This is a genomic window from Pseudomonas delhiensis, assembly GCF_900187975.1.
In the GTDB taxonomy this organism is placed as follows: Bacteria; Pseudomonadota; Gammaproteobacteria; order Pseudomonadales; family Pseudomonadaceae; genus Pseudomonas; species Pseudomonas delhiensis.
This window is the reverse complement of the sequence record NZ_FZPC01000019.1, coordinates 126,526-142,887: the sequence shown is the minus strand read 5'-3', so window position 1 is coordinate 142,887 and position 16,362 is coordinate 126,526. Positions and strand designations below refer to the sequence as shown.

Annotated in this window: 16 protein-coding genes; 14 read left to right on the top strand and 2 right to left on the bottom strand. The window is 66.9% G+C overall.

Going from position 1 to position 16,362, the window contains the following annotated elements; genetic code table 11:
* Positions 1-130: 130 nt before the first annotated feature.
* The 3 genes from CHC02_RS18205 (at position 131) to CHC02_RS18195 (ending at position 4,164) form a co-directional block, all read left to right on the top strand.
* On the top strand, positions 131-1,702 hold the full coding sequence (locus tag CHC02_RS18205) for an inorganic phosphate transporter (RefSeq protein WP_425262408.1): 1,572 nt from the start codon (positions 131-133) through the stop codon (positions 1,700-1,702).
* 444 nt (positions 1,703-2,146) lie between these two features.
* The gene (locus CHC02_RS18200; protein WP_089392852.1) at positions 2,147-3,208 is read left to right on the top strand and encodes a PA0069 family radical SAM protein; all 1,062 of its coding nucleotides are present in this window, start codon (positions 2,147-2,149) and stop codon (positions 3,206-3,208) included.
* Positions 3,209-3,450: 242 nt separating this feature from the next.
* A complete protein-coding gene (locus CHC02_RS18195) occupies positions 3,451-4,164 on the top strand; it encodes a carbonic anhydrase (RefSeq protein ID WP_089392851.1) in 714 nt (237 codons plus the stop codon).
* Between the two features lie 245 nt (positions 4,165-4,409).
* Here CHC02_RS18195 and CHC02_RS18190 read toward each other — a convergent pair whose 3' ends face one another.
* A complete protein-coding gene (locus CHC02_RS18190) occupies positions 4,410-5,048 on the bottom strand; it encodes a hypothetical protein (RefSeq protein ID WP_089392850.1) in 639 nt (212 codons plus the stop codon).
* 372 nt (positions 5,049-5,420) lie between these two features.
* Between CHC02_RS18190 and coxB the strand changes: the two genes are divergently transcribed.
* The 4 genes from coxB to CHC02_RS18165 all read left to right on the top strand — a co-directional run bounded on the left by coxB (position 5,421) and on the right by CHC02_RS18165 (position 9,722).
* Positions 5,421-6,545, top strand: coding sequence for a cytochrome c oxidase subunit II (gene coxB, locus CHC02_RS18180; protein ID WP_089392849.1), 1,125 nt, complete (start codon positions 5,421-5,423; stop codon positions 6,543-6,545).
* A 13-nt stretch (positions 6,546-6,558) separates the two neighbouring features.
* Positions 6,559-8,154, top strand: coding sequence for a cytochrome c oxidase subunit I (gene ctaD / locus CHC02_RS18175; RefSeq protein ID WP_009614691.1), 1,596 nt, complete (start codon positions 6,559-6,561; stop codon positions 8,152-8,154).
* A gap of 103 nt (positions 8,155-8,257) precedes the next feature.
* Complete coding sequence (locus CHC02_RS18170) at positions 8,258-8,815, top strand: cytochrome c oxidase assembly protein (protein WP_089392848.1); 558 nt, start codon at positions 8,258-8,260, stop codon at positions 8,813-8,815.
* A gap of 19 nt (positions 8,816-8,834) precedes the next feature.
* Complete coding sequence (locus tag CHC02_RS18165) at positions 8,835-9,722, top strand: cytochrome c oxidase subunit 3 (protein ID WP_089392847.1); 888 nt, start codon at positions 8,835-8,837, stop codon at positions 9,720-9,722.
* Between the two features lie 87 nt (positions 9,723-9,809).
* Here CHC02_RS18165 and CHC02_RS18160 read toward each other — a convergent pair whose 3' ends face one another.
* Positions 9,810-10,013 carry a twin transmembrane helix small protein gene (locus tag CHC02_RS18160; protein WP_009614697.1) on the bottom strand — a complete coding sequence of 68 codons (204 nt, stop codon included), beginning with the start codon at positions 10,011-10,013 and terminating at the stop codon, positions 9,810-9,812.
* Positions 10,014-10,042: 29 nt separating this feature from the next.
* On the opposite strand from CHC02_RS18160, the gene CHC02_RS18155 reads away from it, so the two are divergent.
* The 7 genes from CHC02_RS18155 (at position 10,043) to CHC02_RS18125 (ending at position 16,361) form a co-directional block, all read left to right on the top strand.
* Positions 10,043-10,819, top strand: coding sequence for an SURF1 family protein (locus tag CHC02_RS18155; RefSeq protein ID WP_089392846.1), 777 nt, complete (start codon positions 10,043-10,045; stop codon positions 10,817-10,819).
* Positions 10,797-11,363 carry a hypothetical protein gene (locus CHC02_RS18150; protein WP_089392845.1) on the top strand — a complete coding sequence of 189 codons (567 nt, stop codon included), beginning with the start codon at positions 10,797-10,799 and terminating at the stop codon, positions 11,361-11,363. The genes CHC02_RS18155 and CHC02_RS18150 overlap by 23 nt, the downstream gene beginning before the upstream one ends.
* Positions 11,364-11,400: 37 nt before the next feature.
* Positions 11,401-12,474 carry a COX15/CtaA family protein gene (locus CHC02_RS18145; protein WP_089392844.1) on the top strand — a complete coding sequence of 358 codons (1,074 nt, stop codon included), beginning with the start codon at positions 11,401-11,403 and terminating at the stop codon, positions 12,472-12,474.
* Between the two features lie 28 nt (positions 12,475-12,502).
* A complete protein-coding gene (cyoE, locus tag CHC02_RS18140; RefSeq protein ID WP_089392843.1) occupies positions 12,503-13,408 on the top strand; it encodes a heme o synthase in 906 nt (301 codons plus the stop codon).
* A gap of 178 nt (positions 13,409-13,586) precedes the next feature.
* Positions 13,587-14,222, top strand: a complete 636-nt coding sequence (locus tag CHC02_RS18135) for an SCO family protein (RefSeq protein WP_089392842.1) — start codon at positions 13,587-13,589, stop codon at positions 14,220-14,222.
* 637 nt (positions 14,223-14,859) lie between these two features.
* Positions 14,860-15,978, top strand: coding sequence for a Re/Si-specific NAD(P)(+) transhydrogenase subunit alpha (locus CHC02_RS18130; RefSeq protein WP_089392841.1), 1,119 nt, complete (start codon positions 14,860-14,862; stop codon positions 15,976-15,978).
* A 62-nt stretch (positions 15,979-16,040) separates the two neighbouring features.
* On the top strand, positions 16,041-16,361 hold the full coding sequence (locus tag CHC02_RS18125) for an NAD(P) transhydrogenase subunit alpha part 2 (RefSeq protein ID WP_009614711.1): 321 nt from the start codon (positions 16,041-16,043) through the stop codon (positions 16,359-16,361).
* Position 16,362: the final 1 nt, after the last annotated feature.

Genomic DNA, 16,362 nt, shown 5'->3' with positions numbered 1-16,362 from the left:
GAGCCCGCAGTGCCCCCTCGACCCCTCTTCGACAGAAATCCCCCGGGCTCCACCGCCGACAGGGAGCGCAGCGGACGTGCTTGACCGCTACCAGTTGCTCCAGTCCCTGCGCGCCACGCGCATCTCGCGCATGCCGGTGAACCCGGTGCTGCAGGAAGTGGCCTCACCCACCGGGCAATTGCTGTTCTTCCTGCTGCTCGGCGGCGGCCTGGTCTACACCTTCGGCAACCTGGCCCTGGACATCCTCGCCCAGGGTGGCCAGCTGCGCCCGAACGGCACCCTGCTGGTGCTGGCCCTGGCGCTGCTGATCGCCCTGGGCTTCGAGTTCATCAACGGCTTCCACGACACTGCCAACGCGGTGGCCACGGTGATCTACACCAACGCCCTGCCGCCGCAGGTGGCCGTGGGCTGGTCGGGGCTGTGGAACCTGCTCGGCGTACTCTTCTCCAGCGGCGCGGTGGCCTTCGGCATCGTCACCCTGCTGCCGCTGGACCTGCTGTTGCGGGTGGACAGCGACGCCGGCCTGGCGATGATCTTCGCCCTGCTCGGCGCCTCCATCCTGTGGAACCTCGGCACCTGGTGGCTGGGCCTGCCGGTGTCGTCGTCGCACACCCTGATCGGCTCCATCGTCGGCGTGAGCCTGGCCCACGGCGTGCTGAGCGGCGAGCTGGGCATCGACGGCAGCGCCTGGGAGCAGTTGCAGAAGGTCGGCTACGCCCTGCTGCTGTCGCCGCTGCTGGGCTTTATCGGCGCCGGCCTGCTGCTCCTGGGCATGCGCGCGGTAGTACGGCGCAAGATGCTGTTCAGCGCCCCGCAGGGGCGCCGGCCGCCGCCGCTGGGTATCCGCGCGCTGCTGGTGCTGACCTGCACCGGGGTGTCCTTCGCCCATGGCTCCAACGACGGGCAGAAGGGCATCGGCCTGATCATGCTGATCCTGGCCGCGCTGATGCCGCTGAGTTTCGCCGTCGACCGCAGCCAGGCGCCGGCCCAGGTGCAGCAGCTGCGCGAGCTGGCGCACCGGGCCGAGCTGCAGTTGCGCCGGCTGGCCCCGCAGGACATCCCCATGGCGCCGCGCCAGGTGCTGCTGGACTACCAGAACGAGCAGCGCCTGACCCCCGAGGTGCTGCCGGCGCTGGCCGCGCAGCTGCACAACATAGGCGCCCGCCTGCGCGGCCACGACGACCTGACCGGGTTGCCCGACGACGAGGTGCTGGCGCTGCACAACGAGCTGTACCTGAGCGTGGAGAGCATCCGCCAGCTCGACCGCACCGAGCAGCTCTTCGACGTGGACACCTGGAGCACCCTGCAGGCCCTGCGCGACCGCAGCCTGGACACCGTCCAGTTCATCCCGCCGTGGGTCAAGGTGGCGGTGGCCCTGGCCCTCGGCCTGGGCACCCTGGTGGGCTGGCGGCGCATCGTCACCACCGTCGGCGAGGGCATCGGCAAGCAGCCGCTGACCTACGCCCAGGGCGCCAGCGCGCAACTCACCGCGATGCTCACCATCGGCGCGGCGGATATCTACGGCCTGCCGGTCTCCACCACCCAGGTGCTCTCCTCCGGCGTCGCCGGGACCATGGCCGCCAACGGCAGCGGCCTGCAATGGCAGACCCTCCGCAACATGCTGCTGGCCTGGGTACTGACGCTGCCGGCGGCGATCTGCCTGGCGGCGTTGCTGTACTGGTCGTTGCGGGTGCTGATCTGAACGGGCGCGGCCGGAGCCTTCGGCTACGAATGGCCATTCGCCCCAACGTAGGGCGCATAACGCCTACGGCGTTATCCGCCGCTTGACCTTGGCGCCATGCGCGCTTCGGGCTCGGCCAAGACGCCGGACATGAGGCCGGTGCAGCGGCGGATAACCGCGAACGGTTATTCGCCCTACGTCGAGGGAGGGCTGAACGTAGGGCGCATAACGCCTACGGCGTTATCCGCCGCTTGACCTTGGCGCCAGGCACGCTTCGGGCTTGGCCTCGGAGCACCTGCTTCCGGGCGCTTCGGGCTCGGCCGAGACGCCGGACATGAGGTCGGTGTAGCGGCGGATAACCGCGAACGGTTATTCGCCCTACGCCCAGCCCGCCATCCATCGGTGGGGGGCTGTCATTCGGAAAATGATACTGTATTTATATACAGTATTTTTCGGAGCCAGCTCATGTCCAGCATCCTCCCTCCGCGTGGCCGCGGCACCGCCAGCAATCCGCACAACCGCTTCGCCCCGACCCGCAGCGAGGTCGAGGACGATGGCTGGTACCAGGACGAGGCGCCGCCCTGCCGCGCCACCGAGGTGCGCAGCGAACAGGCGAAGACGGTGATCAGCCGCAACCAGTCGCCGGACGTCGGCTTCGACCGCTCGGTCAACCCCTACCGCGGTTGCGAGCATGGCTGTATCTACTGCTTCGCGCGGCCCAGCCATGCTTACTGGGACCTGTCGCCGGGCATCGACTTCGAGACGCGGCTGATCGCCAAGACCAACCTCGCCGAGCGCCTGGAGGCCGAGCTGAGCAAGCCCGGCTACGTGCCGCGGCCCATCGCCCTGGGCATCAACACCGACGCCTACCAGCCGCTGGAGCGCGATCAGCGCCTGACGCGCCAGGCGCTGGAGATCCTGCTGCGTTTCCGCCACCCGCTGCACATCATCACCAAGGGCTCGCTGATCCTGCGCGACCTCGACCTGCTGGGCGAGCTGGCCAGCCTCAACCTGGTCAGCGTGGCCTTCAGCCTCACCACCCTGGACAACGAGCTCAAGCGCATCATGGAGCCGCGCACCGCCAGCCCCGGCGCGCGCCTGCGCGCCATGCGCACCCTGCACGAGCACGGCGTGCCGGTCAGCGCGGTGCTGGCGCCGATGATCCCGATGGTCAACGACATGGAGCTGGAGCGCCTGCTGGAGGCCGCCCGCGACAACGGTGCGCGCTCGGCCGGCTACATCCTGCTGCGCCTGCCGCTGGAGATTGCCGAGCTGTTCCAGCAATGGCTGCAGGCGCACTTCCCCGACCGCGCCGAGCACGTGATGAGCCTGATCCGCCAGAGCCGCGGCGGCAAGGACTACGACAGCCGCTTCGGCACGCGCATGCACGGCGAGGGCGCGTTCGCCGACCTGCTGGCCAGGCGCTTCCAGGTGGCCGCGCGGCGCCTGGGGCTGGACCGCCGCGACTATGCCGGGCTGGACTGCTCGCTGTTCCAGGTGCCGCGGGCGCAGATGAGCCTGTTCTGAGGAACCGTGACATCGTCCGGCCATGATAGCCTGTCGATATCGCCCGCGATCATGCCGTTAAAATCTTGCTAATAGCCGAGATAGAGCGTTTGTTTAATTTTCGATTAAGCTGGCTGGGCTAGGTTCCTACAACCGGTGACCGAATGGTCACGAAAGACTTTTCCGACAGCTTGTGTCTTTTCCCCCAGGGCGGAACGTCGGCAAGCATGGGAAAATTCATCGTCACTCTTCGAGGCTCATACATGAACGACAAAACGCACGGTGAGGAGCACATCACGGAGAACGCCGACGAGGCCCTGCGGCACATCGTCGAAGGTTTCCGCCAGTTCCGCGAGGAAGTCTTCCCGCAGCAGGAAGCGCTGTTCAAGAAGCTCGCCCATGCGCAGAACCCGCGCGCCATGTTCATCACCTGCGCGGACTCGCGCATCGTCCCCGAGCTGATCACCCAGAGCTCGCCGGGCGACCTCTTCGTCACCCGCAACGTCGGCAACGTGGTACCGCCCTACGGGCAGATGAACGGCGGCGTGTCCACCGCCATCGAGTTCGCCGTGATGGCCCTGGGCGTGCACCACATCATCGTCTGCGGCCACTCCGACTGCGGCGCCATGAAGGCCGTGCTCGACCCGCAGACGCTGGAGCGCATGCCCACGGTCAAGGCCTGGCTGCGCCACGCCGAGGTGGCCAAGACGGTGGTCGAGCAGAACTGCGGCTGCGCCAGCCACGAGACCCTGGGCATCCTCACCGAGGAAAACGTGGTGGCCCAGCTCGACCACCTGAAGACCCACCCCTCGGTGGCCGCGCGCCTGGCCAGCGGCCAGCTGTTCATCCACGGCTGGGTCTATGACATCGAGACCAGCCAGATCAAGGCCTACGACGCCGAGGCCGGCCGCTTCCGCCCGCTGGACGGCGAAGGCCCGATCCCCATGGCGACGCCGCGCCCGCGTTATAGGCAATAAGGGCGGCTGCAAGCTGCAAGCTGCAAGCTGCAAGCTGCAAGCTGCAAGCTGCAAGCTAGGAGCGTAGTCCCCCTGCTCCCTGGGCCTATGCGTTTCGTAGGAGCGAGCTTGCTCGCGAATGGGCCCCGCTGCGGAGTGTGTTCGCGAGCAAGCTCGCTCCTACGAAGAGCATCCCGGCACGGCCTGCAAGACAGTTGCTCCTACCAGGCTCTTCGCTCTTGCCTGCAGCCTGCAGCCGCTCCTGATCAATTCAAATGCAATTCGACGCCGAAACGCCGCGACAGGCACGGCCACTGCTTCCAGGCGGTGACCGTCTGCGGGTCGCTCAGGCGGGCGCGGTAGGCCTGTGCCGCGGGGCTGGAGAAGACGCTGTCGTCGAGCATGGATTCCACCGCATGGTGCACGGCCTCGTCCAGGCGGTTGGCGAAGGGCTCGCCGATCAGCTGGTGCGCCACCAGGTTGGCCACGGTGGTGTCCAGCGGGATCAGCGGCTGGCCGAAGTGGGCGATGTAGCGGTCGTTCACTTCCTCCACCAGGCGGTGCGCCAGGTAGGCCTCGTCGAGCAGCGCGTCCAGGCCGTCGTGGCCGGCCAGCAGGTCAGGCGGGGTCAGGAAGAAGTGCTCGGCGACCTTCAGCACCGGCTTGATGCGCGCCTCGATGCCGGCATTGCGCGCCACGCTGGTGGCGGCTTCGAGGAACTCGGGGACCTGCTCGATATAGGCATGGACGAAGCGGGTGAGCACCTGGGTGGCGTCGTCGCCGCTGAGGTTGATGCTCGGGTGCAGGCTTGCCATCTGGCTGTGGATGAGCCGCGCCAGGTGCCCGTTGCGCGTCTCGAGCTGGTGGGCCTGCTGAATCAGTTCGCGCAGTGCTGCGATATTCATGACAACTCCAAGACAACTCGATTTGGAAGGTGAAGAAAGACCTTAGCCGGGTGGGTCCGCCAGCTAAGACGCGATCGTCATAATCGCGCAACCTTTATGCGGTTCGGGCATATCAAGCCGCCACCATGGTAACGCAAAGCCACGATTGGCGTGGGTTTGAGAGCATCTTTCGCAATTGACGGCGACTTTTTTACGCTGCGTTGTTATGTCGCGCACCCTGTCTATACTCCGACTCGACACACCTGAACCTGATGAACCCGGCCTGCCTTGCACGTGCCGAGGCTCGGCGGTCAAAGTTTGCTGTCTTGGCGGTCGCTCCCTTGGCCGCTGGCATTTGCCGGCGGGATAAGAACAACGATAAGGGGAACCCGAATGCTGCGACATCCGCGTACCTGGATGGGCTTGCTGTCGCTCCTCGTGTTCGCTCCGGCGCACGCCGCCTGGACGGTGAACATGACCCCGGGGGCGACCGAGGTCAGTCGTAACGTGTTCGACCTGCACATGACCATTTTCTGGATCTGTGTGGTCATCGGCATCATCGTCTTCGGCGCCATGTTCTGGTCGATGATCGTCCACCGCCGTTCCACCGGCCAGCAGCCGGCGCATTTCCACGAGAGTACCGCAGTGGAGATCCTCTGGACCGTGGTGCCGTTCCTGATTCTGGTGGTGATGGCCATCCCCGCCACCCGCACCCTGATCCACATGTACGACACCACCGAGCCGGAGCTGGACGTGCAGATCACCGGCTACCAGTGGAAGTGGCAGTACAAGTACCTGGGCCAGGACGTGGAGTTCTTCAGCAACCTGGCCACCAGCCAGGAGCAGATCCACAACAGGGACCCCAAGGACGACCACTACCTGCTGGAAGTGGACAACCCGCTGGTGCTGCCGGCCGGGGTCAAGGTGCGCTTCCTGGTGACCTCCAGCGACGTCATCCACTCCTGGTGGGTGCCGGCCTTCGCGGTCAAGCGCGACGCCATCCCCGGCTTCGTCAACGAGGCCTGGACCAAGGTCGACGAGCCCGGCATCTACCGCGGCCAGTGCGCCGAGCTGTGCGGCAAGGACCACGGCTTCATGCCCATCGTGGTCGACGTGAAGGCCAAGCCGGAGTTCGACAAGTGGCTGGCCGAACGCAAGGAAGAGGCCGCCAAGCTCAAGGAGCTGACCAGCAAGGAGTGGACCAAGGAAGAACTCGTCGCCCGCGGCGACAAGGTCTACCACACCATCTGCGCCGCCTGTCACCAGCCCGAGGGCCAGGGCATGCCGCCGATGTTCCCGGCGCTCAAGGGCTCGAAGATCGTCACCGGGCCCAAGGAACACCACCTGGAGACCGTGTTCAACGGCGTCCCGGGCACGGCCATGGCGGCCTTCGGCAAGCAGCTCTCGGAAGTGGACATCGCCGCGGTGATCACCTTCGAGCGCAACGCCTGGGGCAACAACGACGGCGACATGGTCACACCGCAAGACGTAGTGGCCTACAAGCAGAAGCAAAAATAACGAGGAGCCTGCGATGAGCGCTGTGATCGACCATCCCGAGCATTCGCACGCCGGCGAGCACCACCACGGCCCGGCCAAGGGCCTGATGCGCTGGGTCCTGACCACCAACCACAAGGACATCGGCACCCTGTACCTGTGGTTCAGCTTCTGCGCCTTCCTCCTCGGCGGCTCCTTCGCCATGGTGATCCGCGCCGAGCTGTTCCAGCCGGGGCTGCAGATCGTCGAGCCGGCCTTCTTCAACCAGATGACCACCATGCACGGCCTGGTGATGGTGTTCGGCGCGGTGATGCCGGCCTTCGTCGGCCTGGCCAACTGGATGGTGCCGCTGATGATAGGCGCGCCGGACATGGCCCTGCCGCGCATGAACAACTTCAGCTTCTGGCTGCTGCCGGCGGCCTTCGGCCTGCTGGTGAGCACCCTGTTCATGCCCGGCGGCGGCCCCAACTTCGGCTGGACCTTCTACGCCCCGCTGTCCACCACCTTCGCCCCGCACAGCGTGACCTTCTTCATCTTCGCCCTGCACATGATGGGGATGAGCTCGATCATGGGCGCGATCAACGTGATCGCCACCATCCTCAACCTGCGCGCCCCGGGCATGACGCTGATGAAGATGCCGCTGTTCGTCTGGACCTGGCTGATCACCGCCTTCCTGCTGATCGCGGTGATGCCGGTGCTGGCCGGCTGCGTGACCATGATGCTGATGGACATCCACTTCGGCACCAGCTTCTTCAGCGCGGCCGGCGGCGGCGACCCGGTGCTGTTCCAGCACGTGTTCTGGTTCTTCGGCCACCCCGAGGTGTACATCATGATCCTGCCGGCCTTCGGCGCGGTCAGCGCGATCATCCCGGCGTTCAGCCGCAAGCCGCTGTTCGGCTACACCTCGATGGTCTACGCCACCGCCTCGATCGCCTTCCTGTCGTTCATCGTCTGGGCGCACCACATGTTCGTGGTCGGCATCCCGCTGGTGGGCGAGCTGTTCTTCATGTACGCCACCATGCTGATCGCCGTGCCCACCGGGGTGAAGGTGTTCAACTGGGCCTCGACCATGTGGCAGGGCTCGCTGACCTTCGAGGCGCCCATGCTGTTCGCCGTGGCCTTCGTCATCCTCTTCACCATCGGCGGCTTCTCCGGGCTGATGCTGGCTATCGCCCCGGCGGACTTCCAGTACCAGGACACCTACTTCGTGGTGGCGCACTTCCACTACGTGCTGGTGCCCGGGGCGATCTTCGGCATCTTCGCCTCGGTGTACTACTGGATACCCAAGTGGACCGGGCACATGTACGACGAGACCCTGGCCAAGCTGCACTTCTGGCTCTCCTTCATCGGCATGAACATGGCCTTCTTCCCCATGCACTTCCTGGGGCTGGCCGGCATGCCGCGGCGGATTCCGGACTACAACCTGCAGTTCGCCAATTTCAACATGGTCTCGTCCATCGGCGCCTTCCTGTTCGGCACTACCCAGCTGCTGTTCCTGTTCATCGTCATCAAGACCATCCGCGGCGGCAAGCCGGCCCCGGCCAAGCCCTGGGACGGCGCCGAAGGCCTGGAGTGGACGGTGCCCTCGCCGGCGCCCTACCACACCTTCAGCACCCCGCCGGAAGTGAAATGAACCGCCCTTCGTAGGAGCGAGCTCGCTCGCGAACCCGGCCCCGCTGCGGAGCTGTTCGCGAGCAAGGGCTAGGCGCCCCCCTCGCTCCTACAGGAGACCCGACATGAGCGACGGCAATATCGAGACGCGCAAGCTGGTCACCCGCCTGCTGCTGGTGGTGGTGGCCATGTTCGCCTTCGGCTTCGCCCTGGTGCCGATCTACAACGTCATGTGCAAGGCCCTGGGCATCAACGGCAAGACTTCCGGAAGCGCCTACCAGGGCGGCCTCCAGCAGGTGGACGTGGCGCGCCAGGTGAAGGTCGACTTCGTGGCCAACAACAACATCGACATGGTCTGGGAATTCCGCCCCGAGAGCGAAATGATCGTGGTGCACCCCGGGGCGGTGAACCAGATGCTGTTCGTCGCGCAGAACCCCACCGACAAGCCGATGACCGCCCAGGCCATCCCCAGCATCGCGCCCTCCACGGCCGCGCGCTATTTCCACAAGACCGAGTGCTTCTGCTTCACCCAGCAGGTCCTGCAGCCGGGCGAGCGCATCGAGATGCCGGTGCGCTTCATCGTCGACCGCGACCTGCCGGCGGACGTCCACCGCATCACCCTCGCCTACACGCTGTTCGACATCACCGCACGCAAGCCACCGGTGGCCAGCAACGACCGCTGACCGGCCCAGGAGAACAAGAATGGCAACCCACGATCCCTACTATGTCCCCGCGCAGAGCAAATGGCCGATCATCGCCACCATCGGCCTGCTCACCACGCTGTTCGGCATCGGCACCTGGATGAACGACTACAGCGCCGGCAAGGAGGCCTCCCATGGGCCCTGGATCCTCTTCGCCGGCGGGCTGATCGTCGCCTACATGCTGTTCGGCTGGTTCGGCAACGTGATCAAGGAGAGCCGCTCCGGGCTCTACAGCCCGCAGATGGACCGCTCGTTCCGCTGGGGCATGAGCTGGTTCATCTTCTCCGAGGTGATGTTCTTCGCCGCCTTCTTCGGCGCGCTCTTCTACATCCGCCACTTCGCCGGGCCCTGGCTCGGCGGCGAGGGCCACAAGGGCATCGCCCACATGCTCTGGCCGGAGTTCCAGTACACCTGGCCGCTGCTGAGCAACCCGGACAACAAGCTGTTCCCGCCGCCCAAGGAAGTCATCGAGCCGTGGAAGCTGCCGCTGATCAACACCATCCTGCTGGTCACCTCCAGCTTCACCGTGACCTTCGCCCACCACGCACTGAAGAAGAACCACCGCGGCCCGCTGAAGCTGTGGCTGGCGATCACCGTGGCGCTGGGCGTGGCCTTCCTGTTCCTGCAGGCCCACGAATACCACGAGGCCTACAGCGAACTGGGCCTGACCCTCGGCTCGGGCATCTACGGCACCACCTTCTTCATGCTCACCGGCTTCCACGGCGCCCACGTGACCATAGGCGCGCTGATGCTGAGCATCATGCTGATCCGCATCCTGCGCGGGCACTTCGACGCCGAGCACCACTTCGGCTTCGAGGCGGCCAGCTGGTACTGGCACTTCGTCGATGTGGTCTGGATCGGGCTGTTCATCTTCGTGTACGTGCTTTGAGGAAGCACACCTTTGTAGGAGCGAGCTTGCTCGCGAACCAGCCCCGCTGCGGAGTCGTTCGCGAGCAAGCTCGCTCCTACGAAAAGCTCAGAAGGTAGCGGAAGTGACCAGCTGTCCGGAGTAGAAGCCCCAGGCGACCAGGGCCAGGGTGAGCGCGGCGAGGATGACGCGCACGGTGAGGGCGTTGACCACGCGGGAACCGTGGCCCTCGTCCTTGACCAGGAAGAACAGTCCGCTGAACAGGCTGGCCACGGTGGCCAGCAGCAGAACGACGATCGCGGCCTTGAGCATGACGTGGCTCCGATTGCTGAGGGGGTAACTTGCAGTATAGCCAGCACGCCATCGACTCCCGCCCGCGCCACGGCGTGGCGGCGGTCTTCCGGCCGGGCCTGGCGCCGACCCTGGTGGTCCTGGCGCTGCTCCCGCTGCTGGTGGCCCTGGGCTGCTGGCAGCTTTCCCGCGCCGCCGAGAAGCGCGTGCTGCTGGCCGCCGCCGAAGCGCGCCGCGAGGCCGCGCCGATTCCCGTCACGCAGCTCGAGGCCCTGGCCGAGCCGGCCTACGTGCGGGTGCGCCTGCAAGGCCGCCTGGACGCCGAGCACACCCTGCTGCTGGACAACCGCACCCGCGACGGCGCCGCCGGCGTCGAGGTGCTGCAGCCCTTCCACGACAAGGCCAGCGGCCTGTGGGTGCTGGTCAACCGCGGCTGGCTGCCCTGGCCCAACCGCCGCGTGGCGCCGGCCGTCGATACGCCCGGCGGCGAGTTGCTGCTCGATGCCTGGGCCTACGTCCCGCCACCCGGCGGCCTGCAGCTGGCCGATGCCCGGCAGCAGGCCTGGCCGCAGCTGGTCACCCGCGTCGACCCGGACGCCACCTGGCAGGCCCTGGACCGCAACGGCCTAGCCCTGGAGCTGCGCCTGGAACCGGGCGACGCCGCCTTCGAGACCAACTGGCCGGTGGTCGCCATGGCCCCCGAACGCCACACCGGCTACGCCGTGCAGTGGTTCGCCATGGCCACCGCCCTGTTCGCCCTCTACCTCTACCTCGGCATCCGCCGCGCACGGGAGAAGCCCGCCCATGACCAGCCTGACCCTCGATGAAACCCAGCTGCGCCGCCGCAACCGCGGGCGCCTGCAGCTGCTGCTGATCCTCGCCGTGGTATTCGGCCCGATGCTGCTGGCCACCGGCATGTACAAGTTCCGCTTCTGGGTGCCGGAAAGCCGCAGCTACCACGGCGAGCTGATCGCCAACGGCAGCACGCCCGCCGACCTGGGCGTGCAGGCCGACGCCGCCAGCGACCGCTGGCAGCTGCTGGTCACCGCCCCCGCCGCCTGCGCCGCCGACTGCCAGCAGCTGGTATACCTGGCGCGGCAGATCAACATCGGCCTGAACCGCGACGCCAACCGCGCCGAACACGCCCTGGCCGCCGCCCAGGCGCTGCCGGCGGAGTTCCAGGCGCAGCTGGGCAAGGACTACCCGCGCCTGAAGCGCTACGCCCTGCAACCGGCCGCCGGCGAGCAGGCGCCGCAGCTGTGGATAGTCGACCCCCACGGCAACCTGGTGCTGCGCTACGCCGCCGGCGCCAACGGCAAGCAGATCCTCGGCGACCTGCAGCTGCTGCTCAAGCTCTCCCACATCGGCTGAGCGCAGGCCACGACAACGACAAGAACGGGGGCTGTGCATGACGAACACACCGCGTAAACCCGGCTTCCACGTCGCCGCCTTCGCCACCGCCCTGGCGCTGGTGGTGGTGCTGCTCGGCGCCTACACCCGGCTCACCCACGCCGGCCTGGGCTGCCCGGACTGGCCCGGCTGCTACGGCTTCATCCACGTGCCCAGCAGCGAGGCGCAGCTGGCCCACGCCGAGCAGCACTTCCCCGAGGCCCCGGTGGAGGCGCAGAAGGGCTGGAACGAGATGATCCACCGCTACTTCGCCGGCACCCTCGGCCTGCTCATCGCCGGCCTGGCGGTGCACGCCCTGCTGCGCCGCGGCCGCGACGGCCAGCCGCTGCGCCTGCCGTTGCTGCTGCTGGGCGTGGTGATCGCCCAGGCCGCCTTCGGCATGTGGACGGTGACCCTCAAGCTGTGGCCGCAGGTGGTCACCGCGCACCTGCTCGGCGGCTTCACCACCCTGTCGCTGCTGTTCCTCCTCGCCCTGCGCCTATCCGGCGCCGTGCAACCGCTGCAGCGCGCCGGCGCGCCACGCCGCCTGGCGGCCTTCGCCCTGGCCCTGGTGGCGCTGCAGATCGCCCTGGGCGGCTGGGTGAGCAGCAACTACGCGGCGGTGGCCTGCATCGACCTGCCCATGTGCCACGGCCAGTGGTGGCCGCAGATGGACTTCGCCAACGGCTTCCACCTGACCCAGCACATCGGCCCCAACTACCTCGGCGGGCAGCTCGACAGCGACGCCCGCACGGCCATCCACATGACCCACCGCATAGGCGCCTTCTGCGTGGTGGCGGTGCTGCTGGTGCTGGCCTGGCGCATGCAGCGCGTAGGCCTGATCTACCCCACCGCGCTGATGCTGCTGGCGCTGTCGCTGCAGGTCGGCCTGGGCATCAGCAACGTGCTGCTGCACCTGCCGCTGCCGGTGGCGGTGGCGCACAACGGCGGCGGCGCCTGCCTGCTGCTGAGCCTGGTGCTGGTCAACTACCGGCTGCGCTCGCCGGTCACCGCCGCCAGCATCGCCAGGGCCGGCCGGGCCCGCGCCCTGCCGGCGCTGGAACGGCCGGTGGCCTATCCCTCGCAAGGCTGAACCCTACTCAACGAACGGAGAGTCGAACATGGCCAGCGTACTGAGCGGCACCCGCAGCCAACCCGGCTGGCGCGATTACCTGGAGCTGACCAAACCCAAGGTGGTCCTGCTGATGCTGATCACCTCGCTGATCGGCATGCTGCTCGCCACCCGCAGCGGCGTGCCCTGGACGGTGCTGCTGTTCGGCAACCTGGGCATCGGCCTGTGCGCCGGAGCGGCGGCGGCGGTGAACCACGTGGTGGACCGGCGCATCGACTCGATCATGGCCCGCACCCATCGCCGCCCGCTGGTGGAGGGACGCCTCTCGCCCAGCGTGGCCCTGGGCTTCGCCCTGCTCCTGGCGCTGGCCGGGATGAGCCTGCTGCTGACCTTCACCAACGCCCTCACCGCCTGGCTGACCCTCGCCTCGCTGCTGGGCTACGCGGCGCTGTACACCGGCTTCCTCAAGCGCGCCACGCCGCAGAACATCGTGATCGGCGGCCTGGCCGGCGCCGCCCCGCCGATGCTCGGCTGGGTGGCGGTGACCGGGCACCTGTCGGCCGAGCCGCTGCTGCTGGTGCTGATCATCTTCGCCTGGACGCCGCCGCACTTCTGGGCCCTGTGCCTGCACCGCAAGGACGAGTACGCCAAGGCCGAGATCCCCATGCTGCCGGTGACCCACGGCGAGCGCTACACCAAGCTGCACATCCTGCTCTACAGCCTGGTGCTGTTCGCCGTCAGCCTGATGCCCTTCGCCATCCACATGAGCGGGCTGGTCTACCTGCTGGCCGCGCTGGCCCTGGGCGCGCGCTTCCTCGACTGGGCCTGGGCGCTGTACAGCGACAGCAGGCCCCATGCGGCCATCGGCACCTTCAAGTACTCTATCGCCTACCTGTTCCTGCTGTTCATCGCCCTGCTGGTGGACCATTACCTGCCCATCCACATCGCGCTGTAACAGGAGTCGTAGGGCGAATAACGCTCCGCGTTATCCGCCGTTTGGCCTTGGCCCCAGACGGCTCCGAGGTTGACCTGGGAGTTGGCTGCAGGCTTGGGTGTAGCGGCGTATGACCGCGAACGGTTATACGCCCTACGTCCATGAACGCCCCTCGACCGCTCCCGACCACGAGAACCCCATGTCCCGAGTCAACAAGACCGTCCTCATCCTGGTAGCCATAGTCGCCGTCATCCTCGGCCTCACCGTGCAGAAGGTGCTCACCGAGAAACACCGCCTCGACCCCGCCGCCCTGCTCGACGCCGGCATCGTGCTGCTGCCGCAGAGCCGCGAGGTGCCGGCCCTGACCTTCCAGGACCAGGACGGCAAGCCGTTCGACACCGCCAGCCTCAAGGGCCGCTGGAGCCTGCTGTTCTTCGGCTACACCTTCTGCCCGGACGTCTGCCCCACCACCCTGGCGCAACTGCGCGAGCTGCAGGGCAAGCTGGCCCCCGAGGCGCGCGAGAAGCTGCAGGTGGTGTTCGTCAGCGTCGACCCGCACCGCGACACCCCGGCGCGCCTGAAGGAATACCTGGGCTTCTTCAACGCCGGCTTCCAGGGCCTGGTGGGCAGCGACGAGGCCATCCAGAAGCTGGCCAACGCCATGAGCATCCCCTACATCCCGGCCGACACCAGCAAGCCCAACTACACCGTCGACCACAGCGGCAACCTGGTGGTCATCGGCCCGGACGGCACCCAGCACGGCTTCATCCGCGCCCCGCTGAACAACGCCAAGCTCGCCGAACAGCTGCCCAAGGTGCTCGCCGACCAGGGCTGAGCCATTCGCCGGCACGCAGCCGGCCCATTCACCGCGCTGCTTTGTCGCAGCCAGGCAACGGCCACCCTTGGGTGGCCGTTCTTTTTTTTCATCACCCGCCTGCACAGCCTTGGACCAGGCCGTTTTTCCAGGCCTGCCCCGTCGCCAGCCCGAAAGCCAGGAAACATGCGCCGTGAGGCGCTTGCTGAGGATTTCCTGACTCTGTAGTCAATGTAAAAAATCTGCTACGGAATTCCAGGCATCAGGGATCACTCATATTTCAGATTAAAAACATTAATTAACACCTATAGATGCGCCTGAGGCAGGATTGACGGGCCTCTCACCGGGTTGCCGGGGGTTCTGACGAGCGGACATTCACGCCAGGGATAGCATTCTCCCCCGGTCACAATAGGCAATTAGGCTAAAAGCCAGGGCGGCAGCGCCCCTTGCCGGAACGGGGGAACTGCGAGTCCGAACGTGACTTGTAGTTCTTTTTTAGTACTACTTCAGAACTTCTTGCCGACCCAGTGGCTCGATTGCACAATGCCGCCGCCCAGCGGGTTCTGGACCCGCCCTTATCGCGGCATGCGTTGCCAGTTCGACAACCCGGCCGCCTTCCGGCGCCGGACTACTCAAGGATCACGCAGGAGATTTGTGAGTGCAGATCGGTGTCCCTCTCGAGACCCATGCCGGTGAAACACGGGTCGCCGCCACCGCTGAAACCGTCAAGAAACTGGTTGGCCAAGGCCACCAGGTGATCGTTCAGAGTGGCGCCGGCGTCAACGCCAGCCAGCCGGACAGCGCCTACGAGGCCGCCGGGGCGAAGATCGGCTCCGCCGCTGAAGCCCTGGGCGCCGAGCTGGTGCTCAAGGTGGTCGCCCCCAGCGCCGAGGAACTGGCGCAGATGAAGCCGGGCGCCGTGCTGATCGGCATGCTCAACCCCTTCGACAACGACAACATCGCGCGCATGGCCGAACGCGGTATCACCGCCTTCGCCCTGGAAGCGGCGCCGCGCACCTCGCGCGCGCAGAGCCTGGACGTGCTGTCGTCGCAGGCCAACATCGCCGGCTACAAGGCGGTGATGCTCGCGGCCAACCACTACCCGCGCTTCATGCCCATGCTGATGACCGCCGCCGGCACCGTGAAGGCCGCCCGCGTGCTGATCCTCGGCGCCGGCGTCGCCGGCCTGCAGGCCATCGCCACGGCCAAGCGCCTGGGCGCGGTGATCGAGGCCTCGGACGTACGCCCGGCGGTGAAGGAGCAGATCGAGTCGCTCGGCGCCAAGTTCGTCGACGTGCCCTACGAGACCGACGAGGAGCGCGAGTGCGCCGAAGGCGTCGGCGGCTACGCCCGCCCCATGCCGGCCTCGTGGATGGAGCGCCAGGCCAAGGCGGTGCACGAGCGCGCCAAGCAGGCCGACATCGTCATCACCACCGCGCTGATCCCCGGCCGCAAGGCGCCGACCCTGCTGCACGAAGCCACGGTGCAGGAAATGAAGCCCGGCTCGGTGGTCATCGACCTGGCCGCGGCCCAGGGCGGCAACTGCCCGCTGACCGAGGCCGGGCAGGTGGTGGTCAAGCACGGCGTGACCCTGGTCGGCCACACCAACCTGGCCGCCATGGTCCCGGCGGACGCCTCGGCCCTGTACGCGCGCAACCTGCTCGACTTCCTCAAGCTGACCCTCTCCGCCGAAGGCTTCAAGGTCAACCTGGAAGACGACATCGTCGCCGCCTGCCTGATGTGCCGCGACGGCCAGGCCGTGCGCAAGAACGGCTGAGCCCTCCTTAATAAAGAAGAACCCGCCGGGCTTCTGCCCGGCCTAGAGACCGGTGAAAGACGATGGAAGAAATGCTGATCTCCCACGGGATCTACAACCTGATCATCTTCGTGCTGGCCGTGTACGTCGGCTACCACGTGGTATGGAACGTCACCCCTGCCCTGCACACCCCGCTGATGGCGGTGACCAACGCCATCTCGGCGATCGTCATCGTCGGCGCCATGCTGGCCGCCGCCCTGACCGTCACCCCGCTGGGCAAGATCATGGGCACCCTGGCCGTGGCCCTGGCCGCGGTCAACGTGTTCGGTGGCTTCCTGGTCACCCGCCGCATGCTGGAAATGTTCAAGAAGAAAGCGCCGAAAGCGCCGGCGGAGAAGCACTGAC